This window comes from Solimonas sp. K1W22B-7 (assembly GCF_003428335.1).
GTDB lineage: Bacteria > Pseudomonadota > Gammaproteobacteria > Nevskiales > Nevskiaceae > Solimonas_A.
The window spans coordinates 3,565,869-3,585,094 of record NZ_CP031704.1 but is presented as its reverse complement, the minus strand read 5'-3'; the positions used below and the strand labels follow the sequence as shown (position 1 = coordinate 3,585,094).

The 19,226-nt window shown below is 64.1% G+C and carries 17 protein-coding genes; 6 read left to right on the top strand and 11 right to left on the bottom strand.

The genetic code is table 11. The features are described 5' to 3' along the window. Positions 1–31 precede the first annotated feature (31 nt). From D0B54_RS16095 to D0B54_RS16080, 4 genes are all read left to right on the top strand, one after another. Complete coding sequence (locus D0B54_RS16095) at positions 32–1,081, top strand: AraC family transcriptional regulator (protein ID WP_117292289.1); 1,050 nt, start codon at positions 32–34, stop codon at positions 1,079–1,081. A gap of 357 nt (positions 1,082–1,438) precedes the next feature. Next, positions 1,439–2,626, top strand: coding sequence for an MFS transporter (locus D0B54_RS16090; protein WP_117292288.1), 1,188 nt, complete (start codon positions 1,439–1,441; stop codon positions 2,624–2,626). Further along, complete coding sequence (locus tag D0B54_RS16085) at positions 2,623–3,393, top strand: SDR family NAD(P)-dependent oxidoreductase (protein ID WP_117292287.1); 771 nt, start codon at positions 2,623–2,625, stop codon at positions 3,391–3,393. Before D0B54_RS16090 ends, D0B54_RS16085 begins: the two co-directional genes overlap by 4 nt. 144 nt (positions 3,394–3,537) lie before the next feature. Then, entirely contained in the window at positions 3,538–4,836 is a 1,299-nt protein-coding gene (locus tag D0B54_RS16080) for an adenylate/guanylate cyclase domain-containing protein (RefSeq protein WP_117292286.1), read from the top strand. 52 nt (positions 4,837–4,888) lie between these two features. Here D0B54_RS16080 and D0B54_RS16075 read toward each other — a convergent pair whose 3' ends face one another. The 4 genes from D0B54_RS16075 to D0B54_RS16060 form a co-directional block, all read right to left on the bottom strand. After that, entirely contained in the window at positions 4,889–5,836 is a 948-nt protein-coding gene (locus D0B54_RS16075) for an oxygenase MpaB family protein (RefSeq protein ID WP_117292285.1), read from the bottom strand. A 37-nt stretch (positions 5,837–5,873) separates the two neighbouring features. Continuing rightward, positions 5,874–6,479: a TetR/AcrR family transcriptional regulator gene (locus D0B54_RS16070; protein WP_205527149.1), complete on the bottom strand. Its 606-nt coding sequence runs from the start codon at positions 6,477–6,479 to the stop codon at positions 5,874–5,876. A gap of 99 nt (positions 6,480–6,578) precedes the next feature. Further along, positions 6,579–7,415, bottom strand: a complete 837-nt coding sequence (locus D0B54_RS16065) for a class I SAM-dependent methyltransferase (RefSeq protein ID WP_117292284.1) — start codon at positions 7,413–7,415, stop codon at positions 6,579–6,581. Positions 7,416–7,466: 51 nt separating this feature from the next. Further along, positions 7,467–8,888 (bottom strand): alpha/beta hydrolase domain-containing protein, encoded by a 1,422-nt coding sequence (locus tag D0B54_RS16060; RefSeq protein WP_117292283.1) that lies wholly within the window; start codon positions 8,886–8,888, stop codon positions 7,467–7,469. Positions 8,889–9,214: 326 nt separating this feature from the next. On the opposite strand from D0B54_RS16060, the gene D0B54_RS16055 reads away from it, so the two are divergent. Next, entirely contained in the window at positions 9,215–10,999 is a 1,785-nt protein-coding gene (locus tag D0B54_RS16055) for an AAA family ATPase (RefSeq protein WP_117292282.1), read from the top strand. 138 nt (positions 11,000–11,137) lie between these two features. On the opposite strand, the gene D0B54_RS16050 is transcribed toward D0B54_RS16055, so the two are convergent. After that, positions 11,138–12,247, bottom strand: coding sequence for an MBL fold metallo-hydrolase (locus tag D0B54_RS16050; protein ID WP_117292281.1), 1,110 nt, complete (start codon positions 12,245–12,247; stop codon positions 11,138–11,140). A 79-nt stretch (positions 12,248–12,326) separates the two neighbouring features. On the opposite strand from D0B54_RS16050, the gene D0B54_RS16045 reads away from it, so the two are divergent. Next, positions 12,327–12,947 carry a TetR/AcrR family transcriptional regulator gene (locus tag D0B54_RS16045; RefSeq protein WP_117292280.1) on the top strand — a complete coding sequence of 207 codons (621 nt, stop codon included), beginning with the start codon at positions 12,327–12,329 and terminating at the stop codon, positions 12,945–12,947. A 197-nt stretch (positions 12,948–13,144) separates the two neighbouring features. On the opposite strand, the gene D0B54_RS16040 is transcribed toward D0B54_RS16045, so the two are convergent. The 6 genes from D0B54_RS16040 to D0B54_RS16015 all read right to left on the bottom strand — a co-directional run bounded on the left by D0B54_RS16040 (position 13,145) and on the right by D0B54_RS16015 (position 19,018). Beyond that, positions 13,145–13,630, bottom strand: a complete 486-nt coding sequence (locus tag D0B54_RS16040; RefSeq protein ID WP_117292279.1) for an SRPBCC family protein — start codon at positions 13,628–13,630, stop codon at positions 13,145–13,147. A 3-nt stretch (positions 13,631–13,633) separates the two neighbouring features. After that, entirely contained in the window at positions 13,634–14,002 is a 369-nt protein-coding gene (locus D0B54_RS16035; protein WP_117292278.1) for an ArsR/SmtB family transcription factor, read from the bottom strand. A gap of 166 nt (positions 14,003–14,168) precedes the next feature. After that, on the bottom strand, positions 14,169–15,584 hold the full coding sequence (locus D0B54_RS16030; protein WP_117295304.1) for a DHA2 family efflux MFS transporter permease subunit: 1,416 nt from the start codon (positions 15,582–15,584) through the stop codon (positions 14,169–14,171). Between the two features lie 155 nt (positions 15,585–15,739). Beyond that, complete coding sequence (locus D0B54_RS16025) at positions 15,740–16,270, bottom strand: hypothetical protein (RefSeq protein WP_117292277.1); 531 nt, start codon at positions 16,268–16,270, stop codon at positions 15,740–15,742. Then, positions 16,270–16,689 carry an MAPEG family protein gene (locus tag D0B54_RS16020; protein ID WP_117292276.1) on the bottom strand — a complete coding sequence of 140 codons (420 nt, stop codon included), beginning with the start codon at positions 16,687–16,689 and terminating at the stop codon, positions 16,270–16,272. The genes D0B54_RS16025 and D0B54_RS16020 overlap by 1 nt, the downstream gene beginning before the upstream one ends. A 79-nt stretch (positions 16,690–16,768) precedes the next feature. Continuing rightward, positions 16,769–19,018, bottom strand: a complete 2,250-nt coding sequence (locus D0B54_RS16015; RefSeq protein WP_162932472.1) for a DUF1302 domain-containing protein — start codon at positions 19,016–19,018, stop codon at positions 16,769–16,771. Positions 19,019–19,226: the final 208 nt, after the last annotated feature.

Here is a 19,226-nt window from a genome sequence, read left to right as displayed (position 1 = left end):
ACGCAGCACCCAGGTAAGCTCGGTTGACCGCATGCCGGTACTCTCCCGCCCAGTCGATACCGCGAGTCCGGCTACGATACGCGTAGGTGCGCTGACCGGGCTTGAGAAGCTCCTGCGCCACCAGCCGCAGGCCTTAAGCTCCTTGTGCTCGAGCGTCGGTCTCGACCCTGAGGCTTTGAAGGATTCGGATCGGAGAATCCCGGTCGATTGCTATCTTTCTCTGCTTGAAGCGGCGTCCCTCCTGGTCCCGGACGGCGCCGTTGGCCTTCATCTCAGTCGCGGCCTGCCATTTTCGAGCTTCGGTCAGTTTGCCGATATTGTGTTGAAGGCGCCGGATCTGACGACCGCCATACAAGCGGGAATGGACCACCTCTCCCATCATCACGAGGGAGCGAGGCTCGAGTTTCTGATCGTTGGTCAGCATGCGATCTGCAGCTATTCAGTGCGCAAGCCCTTTGTCATCCAGTATCGGCAGGAAGCTGAACTGGCGCTCGCCAATGTGCTCCGCTTCGGCCGAAGAATAACCGGCAAGCCAGACTGGGTGCCCGTGGCTGTTCATTTCGAGCATGCTGCTCCGAAAAACACGTCCATTCATAACCGCGTGTTCGGCGCTCCGGTGCATTTCTCGCAAAGTTTCAATGGATTGGTTTTTCCAAAGGCTCTTTTCGGAAGTGCGAGCTCCGCTTCGTTGTCCGCACTCGTGGCCAGAGACTCGGCCAGTCGAAGCAAGGCCGAAACAAGGATTGATCTGCCTGATGATGCGCGCAGGCAGATCGTTCGTTCGTTGCCGCATGGGGACTGTTCCATCGAGGATTGCTCCGCCCAATTGAAGGTTTCTGTGCGGACACTGCAGCGACGGCTTGCCGATGGCGGGAGCAGTTTTGACGAGATGGTCGAGATTATTCGGCGGGATCTTGCACTTCAGTATCTCGCGCAGGATCACCTGAGTTTGACTGAAATTGCCTCTCTGCTCGGCTACGCAGAGCTAAGTACCTTCAGCCGGGCTTTCAAGCGATGGACAGCAGATTCGCCGCGTACTTATCGAAGACGGCATGACATGAGATCGCCGCACTCGCCATAGCGGTCGGCAAAGACCGGGGCGCGATGCTCGCGCTGAAGTCCAATGTGCGACCGATCATGGTGAAGTCACCGAACAATCGGCTCGACCTGCCGCCCGAAATGGTCGGCTCCCTCCGCAGGAGCCTGGACGTAAACAGTGCCCCAGGTCTATCGACAGCGCTTCCAAACCCAGCCACGGGCCAACGGACAAGCGCGAGACGTTACCCATACCAGGCAATCACCCGTCATGTCGTGAAATGCCAAGCACCCGGTAGCTTGCCTGGATATCGTCTCTCCCACAGGAACAGTTTGGTCGTCACGGACCACATTCGGGAGTCTCGCTCATGGCATCTGCTGCATCAACAGGGAAAACGTTCTCATGAACGACAGACATTTCGTTCTGGCGTTTTACTGTGCGTGGAACGCCGCAGTGCAATTCGAGTGGCTTCGATTTGCGCCGATCGCCCGTGACGCCGCCAAGCAATACAACGTCAGCGTAGGCGGCATCGGATTCCTGGCGATGCTATTTCCGGTGGTCTTTCTGGTTCTGGCTATGCCCGTCGGACGATTGCTGGGCAGAATTGAAATACGTACGGCGCTACGAGCGATCTCGGTGCTTATGGTTTCCGGTGCGTTGGTGCGCTTGGGTACATCCAGCTTCGCTGGACTCGTGATCGGGCAGACACTAATCGCTACGACTCAGGCAGTGATGATTTCGTTGATTGCCAACATCGCCGCCATTTGGTTCAAGGAAGATCAGCGGCTAGTCGCGACGAGTCTGGGCACGATGTCGATATTCGGTGGCATCGCGCTTGCACTTCTCCTGGTTCCGATGTCGGCCAGTGCCATCGGGCCCAGTTTGCGCATCGATGCGCTGGTTCTAGGAGGGCTTGCGGCCGCAACATGGCTTCTTGTTCCCGTTGATCCGCGTCGGATTCAGTCCGTGGGAGAGGTGCCCTGGTGGCCAGCCACCCGCAAGTTGCTCAAGACTCCAGCCATAGGCGCTGCGCTGGCACTGATGTTTCTGGGAGATGGGGTTTTCAATGCATTGTTCATCTGGCTCGAACCGATGTTCGCGCAACGCGGAATCAATGCTGAACTCGCGGGCAGGATCGGCCTCCTCATGCTCGGCGGCGGACTGATCGGAATGGTGGGCATGGGACACGTGGGTCTCCCCGAGCGTCGCCTGCATATGCTCATTGTCGTCGCCGCGATTGTCGCCCTGCCGTTGACCGCCATGCTGCTGCAAGCCAAGTCGATGCTGGTCATTGGCATCAGCGCAGTGCTTCTTGGAGCGCTGATCCTGTCTCCTCTACCGTTGCTGGTGGAGGTCGTGTCGCTGGCGGCCGGCGAGAAGTTGGCCAGCAGCGCGGTGGGCCTTTTCTGGATGGCCGGCAACGCCGGCTCTGCAGCCGTCATTGCCTTGATGTCCGTTCTGGCCGATCGCGGTGCGGACGGCGTCATCGGCTGGGTCTTACTGCCCATCCTGGCATGCGAGGCACTGATTGCGGGTCTGTTCCTGCGATTTGTGCCGGGACGCTATCGCTCCACACGGAACTCAATATGAAACTTTCGGAAAAGACGATTCTCATTACTGGCGCCTCAGCAGGTATCGGACGTTGCGTTGCAGAGAAGCTGGCGGCCGGAAACAACAATGTGGTGATCACCGCACGAAGAGCGGCGCAACTGGAAGACGTTGCCTCAATCGTTCGAGCGCGCGGCAGTCGGTGCCTGGTGCTACCCGCGGACGCACTCGACGAAGCGGCAACACAGGCGGTCGTCGACCGGGCAGTCAATGAGTTCGGACGAATGGATGCCGTCTTGCTCAATATCGGTGAGGGGCCGGCCTACAACATGGCCACGGCGTCTGCGGCGACGATAAAAAGATGCATGCATATCAACTACGACGTAACCGTGAACTATCTGGTCCCCACCATTGCATGCATGAAGGCCGCGGGTGGCGGCTTGATCGCGCATACCAACTCACTCGCTGGATTGTTGGGGGTCCCTATGCAAGGGCCCTATTCGGCTGCGAAGTCGGCCTGTCGACTGCTTCTCGATACCTCTCGCACCGAACTGAAGCGGTTCAACATCCGAATCGCCTCTGTATATCCAGGGTTTATCGCAACAGAGCGCACGGCCGACGATGGAATCCCTGCACCATTCGAGATATCTCCGGATGCTTGCGCGGAGCACATTCTCCGTGCGATGGAGCGAGAAACGCCGGACACGCTATTCCCGTGGCAGACGAGCCTGATGACCCGGGTACTGCAAAACCTCCCGAAGTCATGGGCCGGAAACCTGATGCTGAAGGCCGCAGCTGCGGAGTACTGATATCAGTGGTGTGCGCAAGGTCGCAGCCAGGCCCAGGAATTTCTGCTCGTAGAGCACTTGCTGGATGTAGTATGGAGAGGTGGACTGCCAGGATTCGTTGGCCGCCCGCCTACCGCCATAGTGGCACTGCATGGACTGCCCTGCATGGACTTCCTTGATTCAGCGCATTTCATCGTGGCGCTGGTTCTCGCCGGCACTGCGCTGATCTTTGCCAAGAGCGATCTGGCCAGCCGCAGCACGCGATCCCTGTCCTTGTGCCTGCTTTGCATGGGTGTGGCGGTCCTGCTTGGGGAGCACGAAGAAGAAAGCAACATTGTCCATGCGATGCTCACCACGTTTTTCAAGGCGGCTTCCGTCGTGGCTGGAATCGAATGGGGCCGCCGGATCAGCCGGACTGCGCGTGGAAAGCCGAGAGCGGCGGCCAACGGACTCTTCATCGCGGCCCATGTCTTTGCCCTGATCTGGAGCGTACTGGCATTGGGTTACATCCTGGTGCTGCCCGAACAAGCTCTGAAGATGCGTGAAGGCATCGTCGATGCAGGCGCTTTGGAACTGGCCGTTGGAGCGCCCCTGATCGGACTGGCCATGCTGTGCGCGGCCATTGCAATCGTAATTCTTCGACTTTCCAAAATCGATGCTGCCGAAATGGCTCGGTTGCGGGCGCTTTTCTGGGCCGCGCCGTTTCTGCTGGCCGGCCTGGCCATCACGGATGCGCTGGTGCCGTTCACCTTGACGATAGGCTTGCTGATCTTCCTGGCCGGGTCGGTGGCCTACTTTTCGATCCAGGCCAGTCGTGGCGCCTTCATGAAGCAGTTCCTGTCCACGGATGTCGCCCGCATGGTGCAAACGCAAGGCTTGGAGGCAGTGCTCAAGCGAGAACGCCGACCTCTGAGCATCGTCGTCTGCGACCTGCGGGGCTTTACTGCTTTTGCCGCCGAACATGACAGCGACGAGGTGACGACTGTGCTCGAGCGCTTCTACGAAGTCGTTGGCAACGTCGCCGGCAAGTACGATGCCACTGTGAAGGATCACGCTGGCGATGGCGTCCTGCTTCTGGTAGGCGCTCCCCTGGTTCAGGAGCATCATGAATCAGTTGCGGTCCGTCTTGCAGTGGACCTCCTTCAACAGGGACGCGATCTCCTCAGGAACGCCTCCCCTCGCGTCGGGCTAGGCATCGGCGTAGCGGCCGGAAACACGACGATAGGCGCCATACGCGGCGCCGGGCGGCTGGAATACGTGGCAGTAGGCAACGCAGTGAATCTGGCGGCTCGCCTATGTCAGCGCGCGCTGGATGGCGAGATTCTGATTTCGCAGTCGGTCGCTGCTGCAATGGAGGCGGTGGCCGACCATGCAGTTGAAGCAGGTGCCCCCCTGCAGCTGAAGGGCTTCGCCGAAGCCATCCCCGTGCACAACTTGGTCCGCGTGGGGCGCGCAGATCTGTAGAGATTTCGTGTCAGGCGCCTGGCAGGAGCAGCCGCTCCGCCCGGTGCCTGCCCTAGACCGCCGGCCGCAACTCCGAACGCCCGAAGCGCGCACGCGCCTGCGACGGCGTCAGCGTCTCCGGGCGCAGCGGCTGCTGCCTGCGGATCACCTGCTCCATCACCGGCAGGGCCGAGGGCGCCATCATCTTCAGCGTGGTGCGCGCCGCCAGCGGCTGCCCCGCGATCTTCACCGCCGCGCGTGCGGCCGGCACCACCGCGGCGTCGAGCCAGGCCGGCTGGTCGAAGCCGCCGAGCTGGCGCATCCAGCGCGGGATGGTGGCGATGGTCGCAGTGGACATCAGGTGGCTGCCGGCCCAGAGGCCTGTGCCGGCAATGCTGCGCTGCGAATTCAGGAAGTAGCGGATCAGGGTGCGCGAACGGTCGGAGACGCAGAGACGCGGGCGCATCGCGGCGTAGTACTCGCGCACCTCGGCACGCGAGCGCGGCACATCGGCCGGGTCGCAGGTCTGCAGCTCGGCGGCGATGCGGCATTCCTCCCAGTAGCACTGCTCCTCGGCGGCGCTGAGCTTGCCCGGCCCGTAGCGCTCGTAGCACAGCAGGTTGGACTGCCAGCCGGTGATGTGGATCCACAGCTGCGATTCCGGCGCGTTGGCGCTGTAGGGCTGCAGGCTGATCGGCTCGGTGCCGCTGGCCTTGGCATGCACCCGCATCAGGATCTCGGAGGCCTCGATCGCCGCGCGCGAGTCGCCGCAGGCCACGGTGAGGAAATACTGGATCGTGCGGTCGAAGCGGCGCGTGGCGTTGTAGCGCACGCCGTTCTGGTCGTGCACCGCCGCCGCCAGGAAGGGATCGAAGGACTCCACCACGATGGAGCGCTGGAAGGCGAGCAGGGCAGTGGGGGCGCTCCAGACCTTCCAGGTCGGCGAGTCGGGTCCGAACAGGCCCCAGTCCTCGCGCGGACGCGCGGGCACAGGGCGGATCGAAGGGCGGTTGGAAGTCATGGAATGCTCCTCTGCTGCGAAAGAACGGCCGAGAGACTCAGCCCTTGTTGAAAGCGGCCAGCGCCATGCGGCCGACATAGGCGCCCAGCTCTTCCGGCGACCAGCCGCGAGCACCGTTGACGATCAGCGAGCGCACCATGCCCTCGCAGATCGACATGAACAGGTCCACCAGCACCGGCAGGCGGCGCTTGATGTCGCTGGCGCCGCGCAGGCGCAGCCAGCCCTCGGCCAGCAGCGACACGCGTTTTGCCACCAGCTTGCGCGCCTCGCGGTGACGCTCGGCCACGGCGGGGTCGGTCTCGGAGGCTAGAATCAGTTTCCAGGAATCGCCGTGCTGCTCCACCACCGTGAACAGCGCGCGGAAGCCCTCGGTCATGAAGCGCTCGGGGTTGGCCAACGCCAGTGTTTTCGGCAGCGCCGTCATCACGCCCTTGAACAGGCGCTGCTCCTCGCGCTCCAGCAGGGCATTGAGCAGTTCCTCGCGCGAGCCGAAGCAGGCGTAGACCGCCGGCTTGGTGACGCCGATGGCCTGCGCCACCGCCTCCATGTTCACCGCCTGGATACCGCGCTCGGCGACCAGCGCCAGGGCGGCATCGAGAATCTGCGGGCGACGGCGCTCCGGCCCGAGATGGGCCGCACGCACATGGGTTTTCCTGGCTTTTCCTACGCTCACGTATGAAATTTATACGCATGCGTATGAAAGTGCAAGTCTCTCCCGGCTGGCCCTGCTGCCGGTTGGCGCCTAGCGGCCGGCCAAACGGATCGCCAGCACCCCGTCCCCGTTCATTTCGGTGGAGAAGCCCGCGCGCTGCAGCCGCGTCGCCACTTCCCTGGGCACATCGCGTCCGCTGGTGAGCTTGTTCGGGGTGCCGGTGTAATGGAACAGGCGGCCCTTGGGTTTGATGACCCGGGCCAGCTGCCCGTAGAAGGCCTGCGAGTACAGTTCCCCGGCGATGCCGAAGCGCGGCGGGTCATGCAGGATCGCGTCCACAGAACCGCTGGCCAGCGTCGCGATCTGTTCGGAGATGTCGCCATTGCTGAGGGTCAGCGCGCCGCCCGCCTCGGGCGACCAGGGATTGAGGCTGCGCAGCCAGATCACGTCGGGATTCTTCTCCCAGGACAGGATCTGCCGCGCGCCGCCCTCCAGGCACCAGGCGGCGAAGTAGCCGAGGCCGCCGCAGGTATCCAGGATGGTCTTGCCGCGAGGCTGGATCAGGCCGACCTTGCGCTCCGCGTCCGCGTAGGGTGAGACCTTGGCGGTGGGCAGCATCTTGATGCCGTCGATCTCGAAGGTGGGCGCGCCCCATTCGGTCGGCACCAGCTTGATCAGGGACTGCGTGTAGCGTGATACCGGCTCGAAGCCCGTCCCGGTCCAGTGGTAGATCGTGCGGTCCTTGCAGGTTTCCATGAACGGGAACGGCTGGCCGTCGCAGGTCCAGCCGGAGCTGCTCACCTTGACCGCCGACTTCGAGCGGCCCAGGTCCAGCGAGCATTCGACGACGGCGCTGCCCGCGGCACGCGCGGCCAGCAGCGCCTCATGCTCCGGCAGGGTCAGCAGCGGACCTGTTTTCTTGTTCACGGCGCTTCGATCTTCGGCAAGGAGCGCGAAGACTACCTTGCAACGCCGCGCTTAGCAGCCCGGCACACCGTCCACCATCCAGCGGTTCTTCGCCCCCATCGCCCGCCCCAGCAGTTCCTCCGCGTCGGCCGGCAGCAGGAAGCCCTGGTCCATCGCGCGCTGCGTTGCGGCTTTGGTCTGGCAGTAGTAGTCGGCGTGGGTGGGGTAGAGCGACATCAGCTCCAGGTCGGTGAAGGGCAGGGTGATGCCGCCCAGGCCGCAGAGCGTCGCGTTGCTGCGCGCCACCGGCACGTCGACCATCGGCAGGCGGATGCCGCCCAGGCCGTTGCCGTACGAGTCCGTGGCCAGCGCCTCGCCGTCGAACTCGAAGCGCGCGCCCTGCGGCGGCGCGGTGCCCGTGCGGATCCAGCGGTCCAGGTGGTGGATCGCGGAGGAGACGAGATAGCGCATCGGAAACTGCGTGCCCGCGACGATGCAGACCAGCTGCAGCGGATTGACCTGCTCGCCGTAGTTGGCGGCGGTGGCATGCATGGTCTCGTCGGCGGAAGCGGGGCGCTGCAGGTCGCCCAGAGCACGCAGGCCGGCACCAAGCACCTGGTGGTAGCCGACCCAGAAGTTCTGGTGCGCCGACCCGGCGATCTCCCAGGCGCGGTAGTTCGGCACCTGGCTCGGCGGCTCCGGGCTGGCCTCGGCCTCGCTGAACAGCTGGATCACCGGCACCGCGGGTGCCGGGTCATACGTTCGCCCGCCGCCGGAGTGGATCAGGAAGCCGTCGATCACGTCAGCGTCGCGCTGCACCTGCGTCACGTAGCCATAGAGCCGGCTGGCGGACTGCGACTGTCCCATCGCGATGATGCGCTGCACCTTCAGATTGCCCATCGGCGCGGTGCCGGCCGGCGCGCGAATCGCCTTGGCGATCTGCGACAGCATGTCGAAGGAGTAGTCGTCGCCGGGGTGCGAGAGGTCGGCGTAGCGCAGCGGGTCCCACAGTTTCGGCGTCAGTTCCGGTACGCAGCAAAGCCCGGCGGCCTGCGCGCTGACATGCACGTAGGCGTAGCCGTCGCGGTGGAACAGCTGGTGCGCCTCCAGCGTGTCCACCGCGTTCTCGAACTGCGCGGTGACGTTGACCCAGTCCAGCAGCACGGTGCCGTTGAAGCGGGCGGCATCGGCGGGGCGGCGCACGATGATGCGCGTGGTGTAGTCGGCGGACGTGGTGGCGGGGTAGGTCTTGGCGCTGCCGGAGATGAAGTACTCCTCCTCGACATAGCCCAGCTCGCCCAGGTCGTACCAGCTGTCCCATAGCGGGTGGCCGTGCAGGCCGCCGGTGATGGGGCCGGTGACGGTGGCATCGGCGACGCGGGTGCCGGGATGGCTGCCGCCGGAACTCCCAGTGCCCCCGGAATCGTTGGAGGAACCGCAGGCGGCCAGCAGCAACAGGGCCGCGCAGAGTGCGGGCGCGTGCATCGGGATCATGGTTCTCCTCCTGGGCGCCGCGATCTGTCGCGCGACGTCTCCCAAATCCATCCTAGTCGCCCGTGGGAAAGAAGGTCTCCGCCGAATGGATGAGACGGTCGCCCCGCTTGTGCCCCTGCGACATATTCGGCTTTCCGTAGGTGCGCGGCTCCGATCACCTGAAATGCATACCTCGGTTTGTGGCGTGGGGCCTGATCGCTGCGGGCGCCGGTTTTCACTTTTGCAATGCTTAGAGCGCCTTGATTCGGGGGCTAGCGACAAAAGGGTAGCACGCAGATACTGATAGCCTGAAGCGTCAATTTACTCTCTTGCGGGGTTTAAAAAGAATGACAATAGAAGAGGCTCCACCTAACTTCGGCGGCCCATTTCTTGATGGATTTGGATTCTCCGGATATCGAAGCTTTGGGTCGCATCAGCGTATTTCCCCACTGACAAAAATAACTGTACTTTCAGGTGCAAACAACTCTGGAAAATCCAATGTACTGAGATTTCTAAGCGGGCAATTTCTAGGGTTGCTGCCGACTACCCGGGTGCCTGGAGTTAAGGCTCAGAAGCTGGATCCGGAAGTGGACTACCACAATGGTGTCGGTCGGGAGTTCTTCACGATCTCAATGAGCGTGGACATAAATGGCCCAGAATGCCAGGCCTTTAGAAGTAAAAACGTCGAGAGACGCGCCGTCGTTGACAGGATTCTTGGGGCTATTCAGAAAAATGGCGCCGTCGATTTTGAGTTCAGATCAGCCACTATGGAGCGTGTCTTCTCGTTGCATCAGCCAGAAACGTTGCTTCGTAAAGCTTCTGGGAATCCCAGCTTGTCCGACGCTTGGAGAAATCTATGGGAAGACACCCACAATATGAGCGGTGGGTCACTAAAAATGTGGATTCAAGGGGCATATGGAAAGCTGGCTGAAGCACTCGCGCCACAGATTTCAATCTATTCGATCCCAGCTGTTCGGCAAATTGTGAGCCAAGGTTTTGAAGGGGGAACCATCACTTCAACCGAAGACAATAGTGGGCGTGGTCTCATAAATCGCCTTTCCGAAATCGCGAATCCACCGTACAACAAGCGCCACAGAAGGAAGGAGTTTGACGAGCTAATAAAATTTATTCGAAAGGTCCTGGGAAACGAGACCGCGATGCTACGTGTATCTCATGGGATAACGGAGATACTGCTGGAAATGGATGGAAAAGAGTTTCCAATTACGTCTTTGGGAACCGGGATACAGGAACTTGTGGTCATAGCTACCTACTGCACAAGTTATAGAGGAGCGATTATCTGTTTGGAGGAGCCCGAAATTCATCTGCATCCGACTCTGCAGAAGAAGTTAGTAGAGTATTTGTATGTGTCTACGGAAAATCAATATGTTATGGCTTCTCATTCCCCAGCGCTGATTAATTCGCCATATGTCTCCATATATAAGCTTTCGATGGAGAGCGGAGAGACAAAGGTTCTGCCAGTGGGGTCCCCTGGGGAGAAATTTTCTCTTTGTGGAGATCTTGGTCTTTCTGCGTCTGATCTGCTGCAAGCAAACTGCATAATTTGGGTTGAGGGCGCTGCAGATAGGATCTACTTGAATGCTTGGTTGAGTCGCGCTACGCCTGAGCTTGTGGAAGGAGTGCACTATTCCATTATGTTTTACGGGGGCACGGGAAATCTCTCACATCTATGTGGAGATGAGTCTTCCGCCGCTGATGCCTTTATTAAGCTAACAACTCTAAATAGAAACTGTTGCTTGATTATTGATAGTGATAAGCAGAATGAGACGAGTCCAATATCTGGCGTTAAGGAAAGGATAAAGTTGTCCGTCGAGTCTGAGGGTGGCTACGTTTGGATTACTGCAGGAAGAGAGATGGAGAACTATATTGATCCGGATGTCTTATTCAGAGCGATAAAATCGGTTCATAGGAGTGCTGCTGATCTTGTTAGTAGGGAAAAATACTCGCATAGCACTAGATTTGTGCAGGAAGATGGAGGCGAGGAGTGCAAAGCGGACAAGGTTCCTGTCGCGAAGGCGGTTGTGGGTTTGGGAATAGAGGATGGCCGATTTGATTGGGATGAGAAATTCCAGGGACTAATCCAGTTCGTTAAGAAGGCTAACGGCCCGAATTAGTTCGGGAATCTGCTGTCGCTATCGACCCAGTGGGCGAATCTGTGCTCCCCGCCATTCTTATGAACATATATGTGCTCGTCGGCGCTCACTCTCAGCTGGCCCAGGGATGCGTCCTCAGGGAGCTGGCCGGTAGCCGATTCAGCCGCCTGCTGCGACGGCTTCCACTGGCAGCTCAGGCACCTCGCGCCACCACGGCGTGTCCGCCCGCGGCGCGCGGATATCCAGCGCCGTGCCGATCACCGGCGTCGTGAGGCTGACGCCGTGCTGCGCCGCCGCCGCGCTGATGCGCTCGAAGGGATCGCTCCAGGCGTGCATGGACAGATCGAAGGTGCCGTTGTGCACCGGCAGCAGCCAGCGGCCGCGCAGGTCCAGGTGGGCCTGCAGGGTCTGCTCGGGCAGCATGTGCACGTAGGGCCACTGCTTGTCGTAGGCGCCGGTCTCCAGCAGCGTCAGGTCGAAGGGCCCGAAGCGCTCGCCGATGGTCTTGAAGCCGTCGAAGTAGCCGGTGTCGCCGCTGAAGTACACGCGCGTGTCGCCGTCGATCATCACCCACGAAGCCCACAGCGTGCTGTTGCCGTCGCTGAGGCTGCGGCCGGAGAAATGCTGCGCCGGCGTGGCGACGAAGCGGATGCCTTCCAGCGCCGTCTCCTGCCACCAGTCCAGCTGCTGCACCTTGGCCGCGTCCACGCCCCAGTCCACCAGGCGGTCGCCGACGCCCAGCGGCGCCAGGAAGGTTTCGGTCTTGCCGGCCAGCGCCAGGATCGCGGCGTGGTCCAGGTGATCGTAGTGGTCGTGCGACAGGATCACCGCGCGGATCGGCGGCAGCTCCTCGATGGAGATCGGCGGCGCGTGGAAGCGCTTGGGGCCGGCCCACTGGAAGGGCGAGGCGCGCTCCGAGAACACCGGGTCGGTCAGCCAGAACTCGCCGCGCAGCTTCAGCAGGATGGTGGAATGCCCCAGGCGCCACAGCGTGCGGTCCGGCGCGGCCAGCAGCTGCGCGCGCGTCAGCGTCGCCACCGGCAGGGCGGTGGCGGGCATGGTGCCGGCCGGCTTGTTGAAGAAGAAGTTCCAGGCGATGCGCAGGGTCTTGGCAAAGCCTTCCGGCGGCTTGGGCACCGGGTTGCGGAACTTGCCGTCGGCGTACTGCGGGGATTCCGCGTAGGTCTTGGGGCTATCGGCAAGGGAAAGCGCGCAGGCCGTCATGATCAGGACTCCGGTCAGCAGCAGGAGGGGGTGGGAACGGGACATCGGGGTCTCCTGCAGTTTTACACTACACAGTGTAGTTTCTATCTGGCGAAAAGTAAACCGTCCGGTGTAAAATTGGCGAATGTCACGTCCGCCCCGCCTCACCGACCGCAAGCGCGAGAGCATCCTCAAGGCTGCCCTGCAGGAATTCCTTGCCCAGGGCTTCGACGGCACCAGCATGGACCGCATCGCCGCCAGCGCCGAGGTGTCCAAGCGCACGGTCTACAACCACTTTCCCAGCAAGGACGAACTGTTCGAGGCGATCCTGCGCAAGCTCTGGGAATGCGCGACGGCCCAGGTGGCCATTCCCTATGCGCCGCGCAAGCCGCTGCGCGAGCAGCTGTCGGAACTGCTGTGGCAGAAGATGCGACTGATGCAGGACAGCGGCTTCATGGACCTGGCACGCGTGGCGCTGTCCGAGGGCATGCGCCGCCCCGACCGCGCGCGCGAGCTGATCGCGCGCCTCGACGAGGGCGAGCGCGAGGAAGCCATCACCGCCTGGATTCGCGCGGCCTCTGCCGACGGCAAGCTCAAGCCGCTGGATGCGGACTTCGCCGAGCACCAGCTGCACGCCCTGGTGAAGGGCGCTGCTTTCTGGCCGCAGCTGACCATGGGCGCGCCGGCGCTGACGCAGAAGCAGCAGGCGCAGGTGGTGGAGGGCGCGGTGGAGATGTTCTTGCGGTGTTATGCGAAGAAGCTATAAGTTTTGTTCCCTCTCCCGTTTCACGGGAGAGGGTGGCCCGGAGGGTCGCGAGGGGATGGATCCCCGAGGTAGGGCAACGCATGGAGCAGTTGCCGGGGAGAGGGTTTCTGTAAAACGAGCCATGTGGGCCGTTCCAGCAGTTACAGAAACCCTCTCCCTCGATCCCTCTCCCGTAAACGGGCGAGGGAAGACCAGACTCAGGCCGTCTCCGCCGCCAGCACCCTATCCAGCCGGTCATATCCCGCCGACAGCCCGCTCTCCATCGGCGAGGCCAGCACCGTGTCGCGTGCCTGGCCCGATTCGTAGAGCATGGTCTGCGTCACGGTCGTGCGGCCGTCGCGCTCGGTCAGCACCAGCGTGCCCACGGCCTCGCCGGCATACCAGCACTGGTCGAACTTCTCGGTGTTGACGATGCGTTCCGGCGCCTTGATCTCGCGGTAGTCGCCGCCCATGCCCATTTCCTCGCCGTTGCCGTCGCGCTTCCAGACGTAGCGGAAGCGGCCGCCCACGCGCAGGTCGATGTCGCAGACCGTCATGGTCCAGCCGTCCGGCCCCAGCAGCCAGCGGCGCACCAGTTCCGGCTCCGTATGTGCCGCGAACACCAGGCGCCGCGGCGCATCGAACTCGCGGGTGATGACCAGTTCGCGCTCGCCCAGCGCCGTGACCTTTACCTTGTTGCCCATGGCTTACTTCTCCTTGCGTGTGTTGCGGCGGGCCCTGCCTTCCAGGGCCTTCAGTTCGTCCAGCAGGCCGTCCAGGCGCTGGTAGCGCGCCTCCCAGAACTTGCGGTAGTTCTCCAGCCACTCGTTGGCCTGCGCCAGCGGCTGCGTCTCCAGGCGGCGAGGGCGGCGCTGCGCGTCCTGGCCAGTGGAGACCAGGCCGGCGCGCTCCAGCACCTTGAGGTGCTTGGAGATCGCCGGCTGGCTCATGGCAAAGGGCTCGGCCAGCTCCGCCACCGAGGCCTCGCCCTCAGCCAGCCGCGCGAGGATCGCGCGGCGGGTGGGGTCGGCCAGCGCGGCGAAAGTGGCGTCGAGTCCGTGTCCGTCGAAGGGCATGTCGAATAACCTGTCAGTTCAATAACCGTAAGGTTATATAAAAGGAAAATGAAGGGCGTGTCAAGGGCTTCGGTTTCCTGAACCACCTTGTCGCGAGCAAGCTCGCTCCTACACATCGACCCGTAGGAGCGAGCTTGCTCGCGACAGGCTGGGAAGAGTGACCGCGCTAGCCAGCCACGCTTTCCCGCATCGGCTTCGGCCGCAGCAGCAAGCCGCCCACCGCCGCACCCAGCGCGGCCAGCACCGCGCCGATGATGAAGGCGCGGCGGTAGCCGCTGTTGAGCGCTTCCCGCGCATCCGTGCCGGCCTGCTGCAGCACGCCGGTGTGCGCGTCGGCGAAGCTCGCCAGCGCCGCAAGGCCCAGCGCCCCGCCCATCATGAAGGAGGTGTTGACCACGCCCGAGGCCAGGCCCGACTCACTGTCGTCGACGTCGTTCATCGCTGCCAGCAGCACCGGGTTGAAGGCCATGCCGCCGCCCAGCCCCAGCAGCACCATGCCCGGCAGCACGTCCAGCATGTAGGTCCCGTCCAGCGGCGCGCGGGCGAACAGCGCCAGGCCCAGCGCGGCGATCAGCAGGCCCACCCACAAGGGGCCGCGCAGGCCGTAGCGCATCACCATGCGCGCTGACAGGCCGGCGGAGAACAGCGCCATGATCACGTCGGCCGGCAGGAAGGCCAGGCCCACGCGCATCGGGTCGTAGCCCAGCACGTGCTGCATGTAGAGCGCGCTGATCACGAACCAGGCGAACATGCCGGCCGCCCACAGCACCGCCACCGCGTTGGACACGGCGACGTTGCGCAGGCGGAACAGGCGCAGCGGCATCAGCGGTTCGCGCACGCGCGCTTCGATCGCCAGGAACAGGGCCAGCAGCGCCAGCGCCGCGCCGCCGAGGGCCAGTGTCTGCAGCGAGCCCCAGCCGGCGCGGTTGCCGTCCACCACGGCGTAGACCGCCAGCATCAGGCCCGTCGTGCCGGTGACGGCGCCGGCCACGTCGAGCCGGCCGCGGCTGCCCGGCTCCGGGTCGCGCGGCAGCAGCCGCAGGCAGTAGAAGTACACCGCGATGCCGATCGGCAGGTTCACCAGGAAGATCGACTGCCAGCCGAACAGGTCGGTAAGCGCGCCGCCGATGACCTCGCCGATGCTGCCGCCGGCGGCGCAGACGAAGCCGTAGATGCCCATGGCCTGCGCCCGCTCGCCCGGCTCGGGGAACATGTTCATGATCAGCGACAGCGCCACCGCCGTGACCACCGCGCCGCCCAGGCCCTGCGCCGCGCGCGCGGCCACCAGCAGCAGCTGCGAGTGCGCCAGGCCGCAGGCCAGCGAGGCGATCGTGAAGGTCGCCAGGCCGATCAGGAACCAGCGCCGCTGGCCGTAGAGATCGCCCAGGCGCCCGCCCAGCAGCAGGAAGCCGCCGAAGGTCAGCATGTAGGCATTGAGCACCCAGACGATCGAGGTGCCCGAGAAGCCGAGGTCGGCCTGCAGCGTCGGCAGCGCCACGGTCACGATCGTCGTGTCGAGCACGATCATCAGCACGCCGGTGCACAGCACGTACAGCGCCAGCCAGCGGCTGCGGTCGTTCATCTTGTTGTCGTTCAAGGCTTTATTCTCTGTGCGTCGGACATTCTGGCGCGGGTGCATGACGTCCCGGCGCCAGCCCCTCATGTCCACGTCGAACGGGCGGGGGTGAAATCGACAAGTCCGCGGGACTTTCGTTCCGGCCCGCAGCGATCAGGGAATCAGGGCCTGGCGGTGCCCCGGCCCATCACCACGAACCCCAGCCAGCAGAACAGGATCCACAGCGCCGACACCCCGACGATCGCGAACTTCACCGAGGCGAAGTGTCCCGCGATCCGGCCCCAGTGCTCGGCCGGGTTGCCCAGCAGCACCTGGATCAGCCCGGAGTTCTCGCAGGCATCGGCGACGGCGGCCAGCGGTGCGATCCAGGCCAGGGCAGCGGTGAAGCGCACCAGCCCGGCCGGCACGCGCCGCGCCAGCAGCAGCAGCGCAGTGCAGCCGAAGCCGGAGTAGGCGAACAGGTAGAAGTAGTCCAGCCCCATGCTCAGCATGGCCAGCGCCCGGCCATGCTCGCCCCAGGCCGCCAGCGCTGCCTCGCAGTTCTGCGCGTAGCCACAGAACTCGAAGGAGACGATGCCGTTGGGCGTGACCGCGTTGCGCAGCCCCAGGTCGACCACGCCCAGCAGCACCGTCAGCGCCAGCGTCAGGACCAGGAAGAATCGGAACAGCGCGGGAAGCGAGACCCTGGGCATCAGAACACCTGCAGCGCCGCGCGGATGCTCAGGGCCAGCAGCACCAGGGAGGACAGGAAGAACAGCGCGAAGCGCGCCTGGATGATGTTGATCAGTGTCTGCACCAGGCTGTGCACCACGCGCAGGCCGACGTAGGCCCAGGCCAACCCCAGGCTCAGCGTGGTGGCATCGCCGGCCACGGCCAGCGCCAGCGCCACGGCGTAGAACAGCGTCGGCTGCTCCATCAGGTGGTTGTAGTTGTCGGCCTTCCAGCGCACGTTGGGCGGCAGCAGGTTCATCTGCTCGCCGCGCGGGGCGTTCGGGTCCAGCACCATCCGGGATTTCAGGATGGCGGGAATGCGCGTGGCGTACATCCAGCCCCAGATCGCGAAGGTCCACAGCACCAGCGCGATCACGGGGCCAAGCATGGGAGCGGTCATCGGCAGGTCTCGGCGGCAAAAAGGGGCCGCAAGCATGCCACAAGCCCGGTGGCCGCCCCTGGCCGGGGCAGGCTGGCCTTCAGAACTGCAGGCCCAGCGACAGCATCAGGTTGTCGCGGTCGCGCAGCGAGTCGCGGTTGCCGCCGCCGGTGTACCAGGTGTAGCGCAGCTCGCCGTTCCAGCGCGACAGGTAGTCCATGCGCAGGCCGGACACGATCTGCATGCGGCCCTCCACGAAGTTCTGCGCCACGCCCGGCGCCACGCCTTCCACGTCGTGGAACAGCGCGTTGAGCAGCTCGACGTTGACGTTGGCGAACAGGTCGTCATAGCGCGTCAGCGTCAGCAGGCGGTAGCCGTAGGAGATCTCGGTGCCGTAGTTGCCGCGGGCCTGCGCCGTCGGGTTCTGCGCCAGTTCGGCGACGTTGGCGTTGTTGCGCGGGTTGTCGGGGTCGCAGGCGGCGTCGCCGGCCGCGCAGCGCACGTCGCGCGGGTTGTAGCCGATGCTGCCGTCGCCGCCGTTGGAGATGTGCGTATCGGTGCCGCCGCCCTGGAACTGCAGTTCCGACAGCCTGGGCATGTCCAGCACGTGCGTCAGACCCATCTCCAGCGCCACCAGGATCTGCGAAGCCTTGATCCAGTTGCTGCCGCCGATGGTCTTGGCCAGCGTGGTGGAGACCTGTCCCACCTTCATGCGCTCGTAGCCGCGGATGTAGTCGCCCGGGTTCACCGCAATGCCGCGGTACTGCGTGAGGAAGTCCGGTGCCGCGGTGCGGCGTCCCGGCAGGCGCAGGCCGCTGGTGATGATGAAGTCCTCGGCCGGGAAGGCCGGCTGCAGTGCCGCGAAGATGAGGTCGGTGCTCTGGATCTGCAGCGGCAGGTTGTCGCGGAAGGCGTACTCGCCGGACCAGGCGAGGTCGCCCACGGTGGTGTTGAAGGAGATGCCGTAGACGTGCACGTCCTCCGGGTACTCCACCACCAGGCGCACCGAGTCCAGCGGCAGCGCCTCGCGGCCCGCCGGCCCGAAGTCGCCCACGCCGAGCAGCCCCGCGCTGACATTGCCCAGCGGGATCTCGCAGTCGCCGACCGCCTGCAGGAAGCCGCCGATGCCCGAAGCGCCGTCGCGGATGCAGGTGGCGTCGGCGGCGAAGGCCGAGAGTGCCGGAGCGCGGCTGTGGTAGTTGGCGTAATACAGGCCGATCTCGGTGCCGTTGTTGAGGCCGTCGAAGAACATCTTCATGGCCACGCCGTACTGGCCGCCATCGTCGGGCCGGCGCCGGCGTTCCTCCGCGTGATCGCGGTACAGCGTGCGGCTGGAAGTGGAGCCGAGGATCGCCGCCGGGTCGTCCGGGTTGCGCCAGGGTTCGTACAAGCCCCGCGGGTCCTCCGGCGACTTGCCGAAGGCCAGCATCGCGATGTCGCCGCCTTCGCCCAGGGTGTCGGAGCTGGAGAAGAAGCTGCCCACCGGGTCGATCTGGATCGGCTGCCACTCGTACTGGTAGAAGGCCTCCAGGTTCAGGCCCTCGAAGACCTCGGCATTGATCACCGCCATGCCCACTGGCTGGAATACCTCCTTGATGTCGGCGCCCGGCAGGCGCAGCAAAGCCTGGTTCGGCGGGTTGATCGTGTTGAGGCTGTTCAGCGCCAGCAGCGAGCTTTCGCCCCAGTTCAGCACCTGGCGGCCGAGCTTGATGCTGGCGGGGTGGTCGCCCCGCTCGAAGGCGCGGCTGACGAAGTAATCCAGCACCTGGAAGTCATGGCCGATGCGCCTGACGCCGGCCCCGGAGAAATCGCTGCGCGCGTCCTGCAGCGTCGTGTCCGGGTGACGCAGGCGGTAGTCCGAGTAGCCCTGGTCGAAGAACGCCAGGGTACGGACGAAGAGGTTGAAGCCGTACAGCTGGGTGCCGATGTCGCTGGTGAGCTTGGCGGTGGCCTGCACCAGGTCGTGTTTCTCGAAGCTCAGGTTGCCGTCGTCGCCGTTGGATGTCAGCGCACCGGGCTGGGTGATGAAAAAGCTGTCGCGGTTGCCGTATGTCGGGTCCTCCACCGTGCTGCTGCAGGTGTCGCCGCTGAAAGTGTTGTCGCCGCCCGGATCGTAGCCGGCCGCCGGCGTGGTGCGCGCCACGCAGAGCCCGGGCTGCAGGTTGCTCTTGCCGACCAGCGACGAGTCGCGGTCCTGCATGCGCATCACCGCGCCCACGCTCAGGATGTTGTCGATGCGCAGCGCGGACTCGCCGAACTCCAGCTCGAAGGCCTGGGCCGGGACGGGCGCCAGCGCCACGGCCAGCAGGGCCGCCGGCAAGAAGCGGGGCAGGGGCAGGGGAAGGGGCATGGACGGCATGGACTCTCCGGGCACGGGCGTCTTATGGGTTATGAGCGGGGAGTGTCCCGGGGGCCGGCCGCCCGGCGTGAGGGGCAGTCGTGCCAAAGGTCCTGGCAGAAGGGGCCAGACGGTAATCCCTGCCGTTCGCCGGCCGGTGGCCGCCGTTCGGGCTGGAGGGCCTTTGCAGCTATGCACTTGCGGCCCGGTCTCGGGCAGG

Excerpts from the sequence above, each read along its gene's own strand:
- D0B54_RS16095 (WP_117292289.1), top strand. The coding sequence starts at position 32 with ATGCCGGTACTCTCCCGCCCAGTCGATACCGCGAGTCCGGCTACGATA.
- D0B54_RS16090 (WP_117292288.1), top strand. The coding sequence starts at position 1,439 with ATGAACGACAGACATTTCGTTCTGGCGTTTTACTGTGCGTGGAACGCC.
- D0B54_RS16085 (WP_117292287.1), top strand. The coding sequence starts at position 2,623 with ATGAAACTTTCGGAAAAGACGATTCTCATTACTGGCGCCTCAGCAGGT.
- D0B54_RS16080 (WP_117292286.1), top strand. The coding sequence starts at position 3,538 with ATGGACTTCCTTGATTCAGCGCATTTCATCGTGGCGCTGGTTCTCGCC.
- D0B54_RS16075 (WP_117292285.1), bottom strand. The coding sequence starts at position 5,836 with ATGACTTCCAACCGCCCTTCGATCCGCCCTGTGCCCGCGCGTCCGCGC.
- D0B54_RS16060 (WP_117292283.1), bottom strand. The coding sequence starts at position 8,888 with ATGATCCCGATGCACGCGCCCGCACTCTGCGCGGCCCTGTTGCTGCTG.
- D0B54_RS16055 (WP_117292282.1), top strand. The coding sequence starts at position 9,215 with ATGACAATAGAAGAGGCTCCACCTAACTTCGGCGGCCCATTTCTTGAT.
- D0B54_RS16050 (WP_117292281.1), bottom strand. The coding sequence starts at position 12,247 with ATGTCCCGTTCCCACCCCCTCCTGCTGCTGACCGGAGTCCTGATCATG.
- D0B54_RS16045 (WP_117292280.1), top strand. The coding sequence starts at position 12,327 with ATGTCACGTCCGCCCCGCCTCACCGACCGCAAGCGCGAGAGCATCCTC.
- D0B54_RS16040 (WP_117292279.1), bottom strand. The coding sequence starts at position 13,630 with ATGGGCAACAAGGTAAAGGTCACGGCGCTGGGCGAGCGCGAACTGGTC.
- D0B54_RS16035 (WP_117292278.1), bottom strand. The coding sequence starts at position 14,002 with ATGCCCTTCGACGGACACGGACTCGACGCCACTTTCGCCGCGCTGGCC.
- D0B54_RS16030 (WP_117295304.1), bottom strand. The coding sequence starts at position 15,584 with ATGAACGACCGCAGCCGCTGGCTGGCGCTGTACGTGCTGTGCACCGGC.
- D0B54_RS16025 (WP_117292277.1), bottom strand. The coding sequence starts at position 16,270 with ATGCCCAGGGTCTCGCTTCCCGCGCTGTTCCGATTCTTCCTGGTCCTG.
- D0B54_RS16020 (WP_117292276.1), bottom strand. The coding sequence starts at position 16,689 with ATGACCGCTCCCATGCTTGGCCCCGTGATCGCGCTGGTGCTGTGGACC.
- D0B54_RS16015 (WP_162932472.1), bottom strand. The coding sequence starts at position 19,018 with ATGCCCCTTCCCCTGCCCCTGCCCCGCTTCTTGCCGGCGGCCCTGCTG.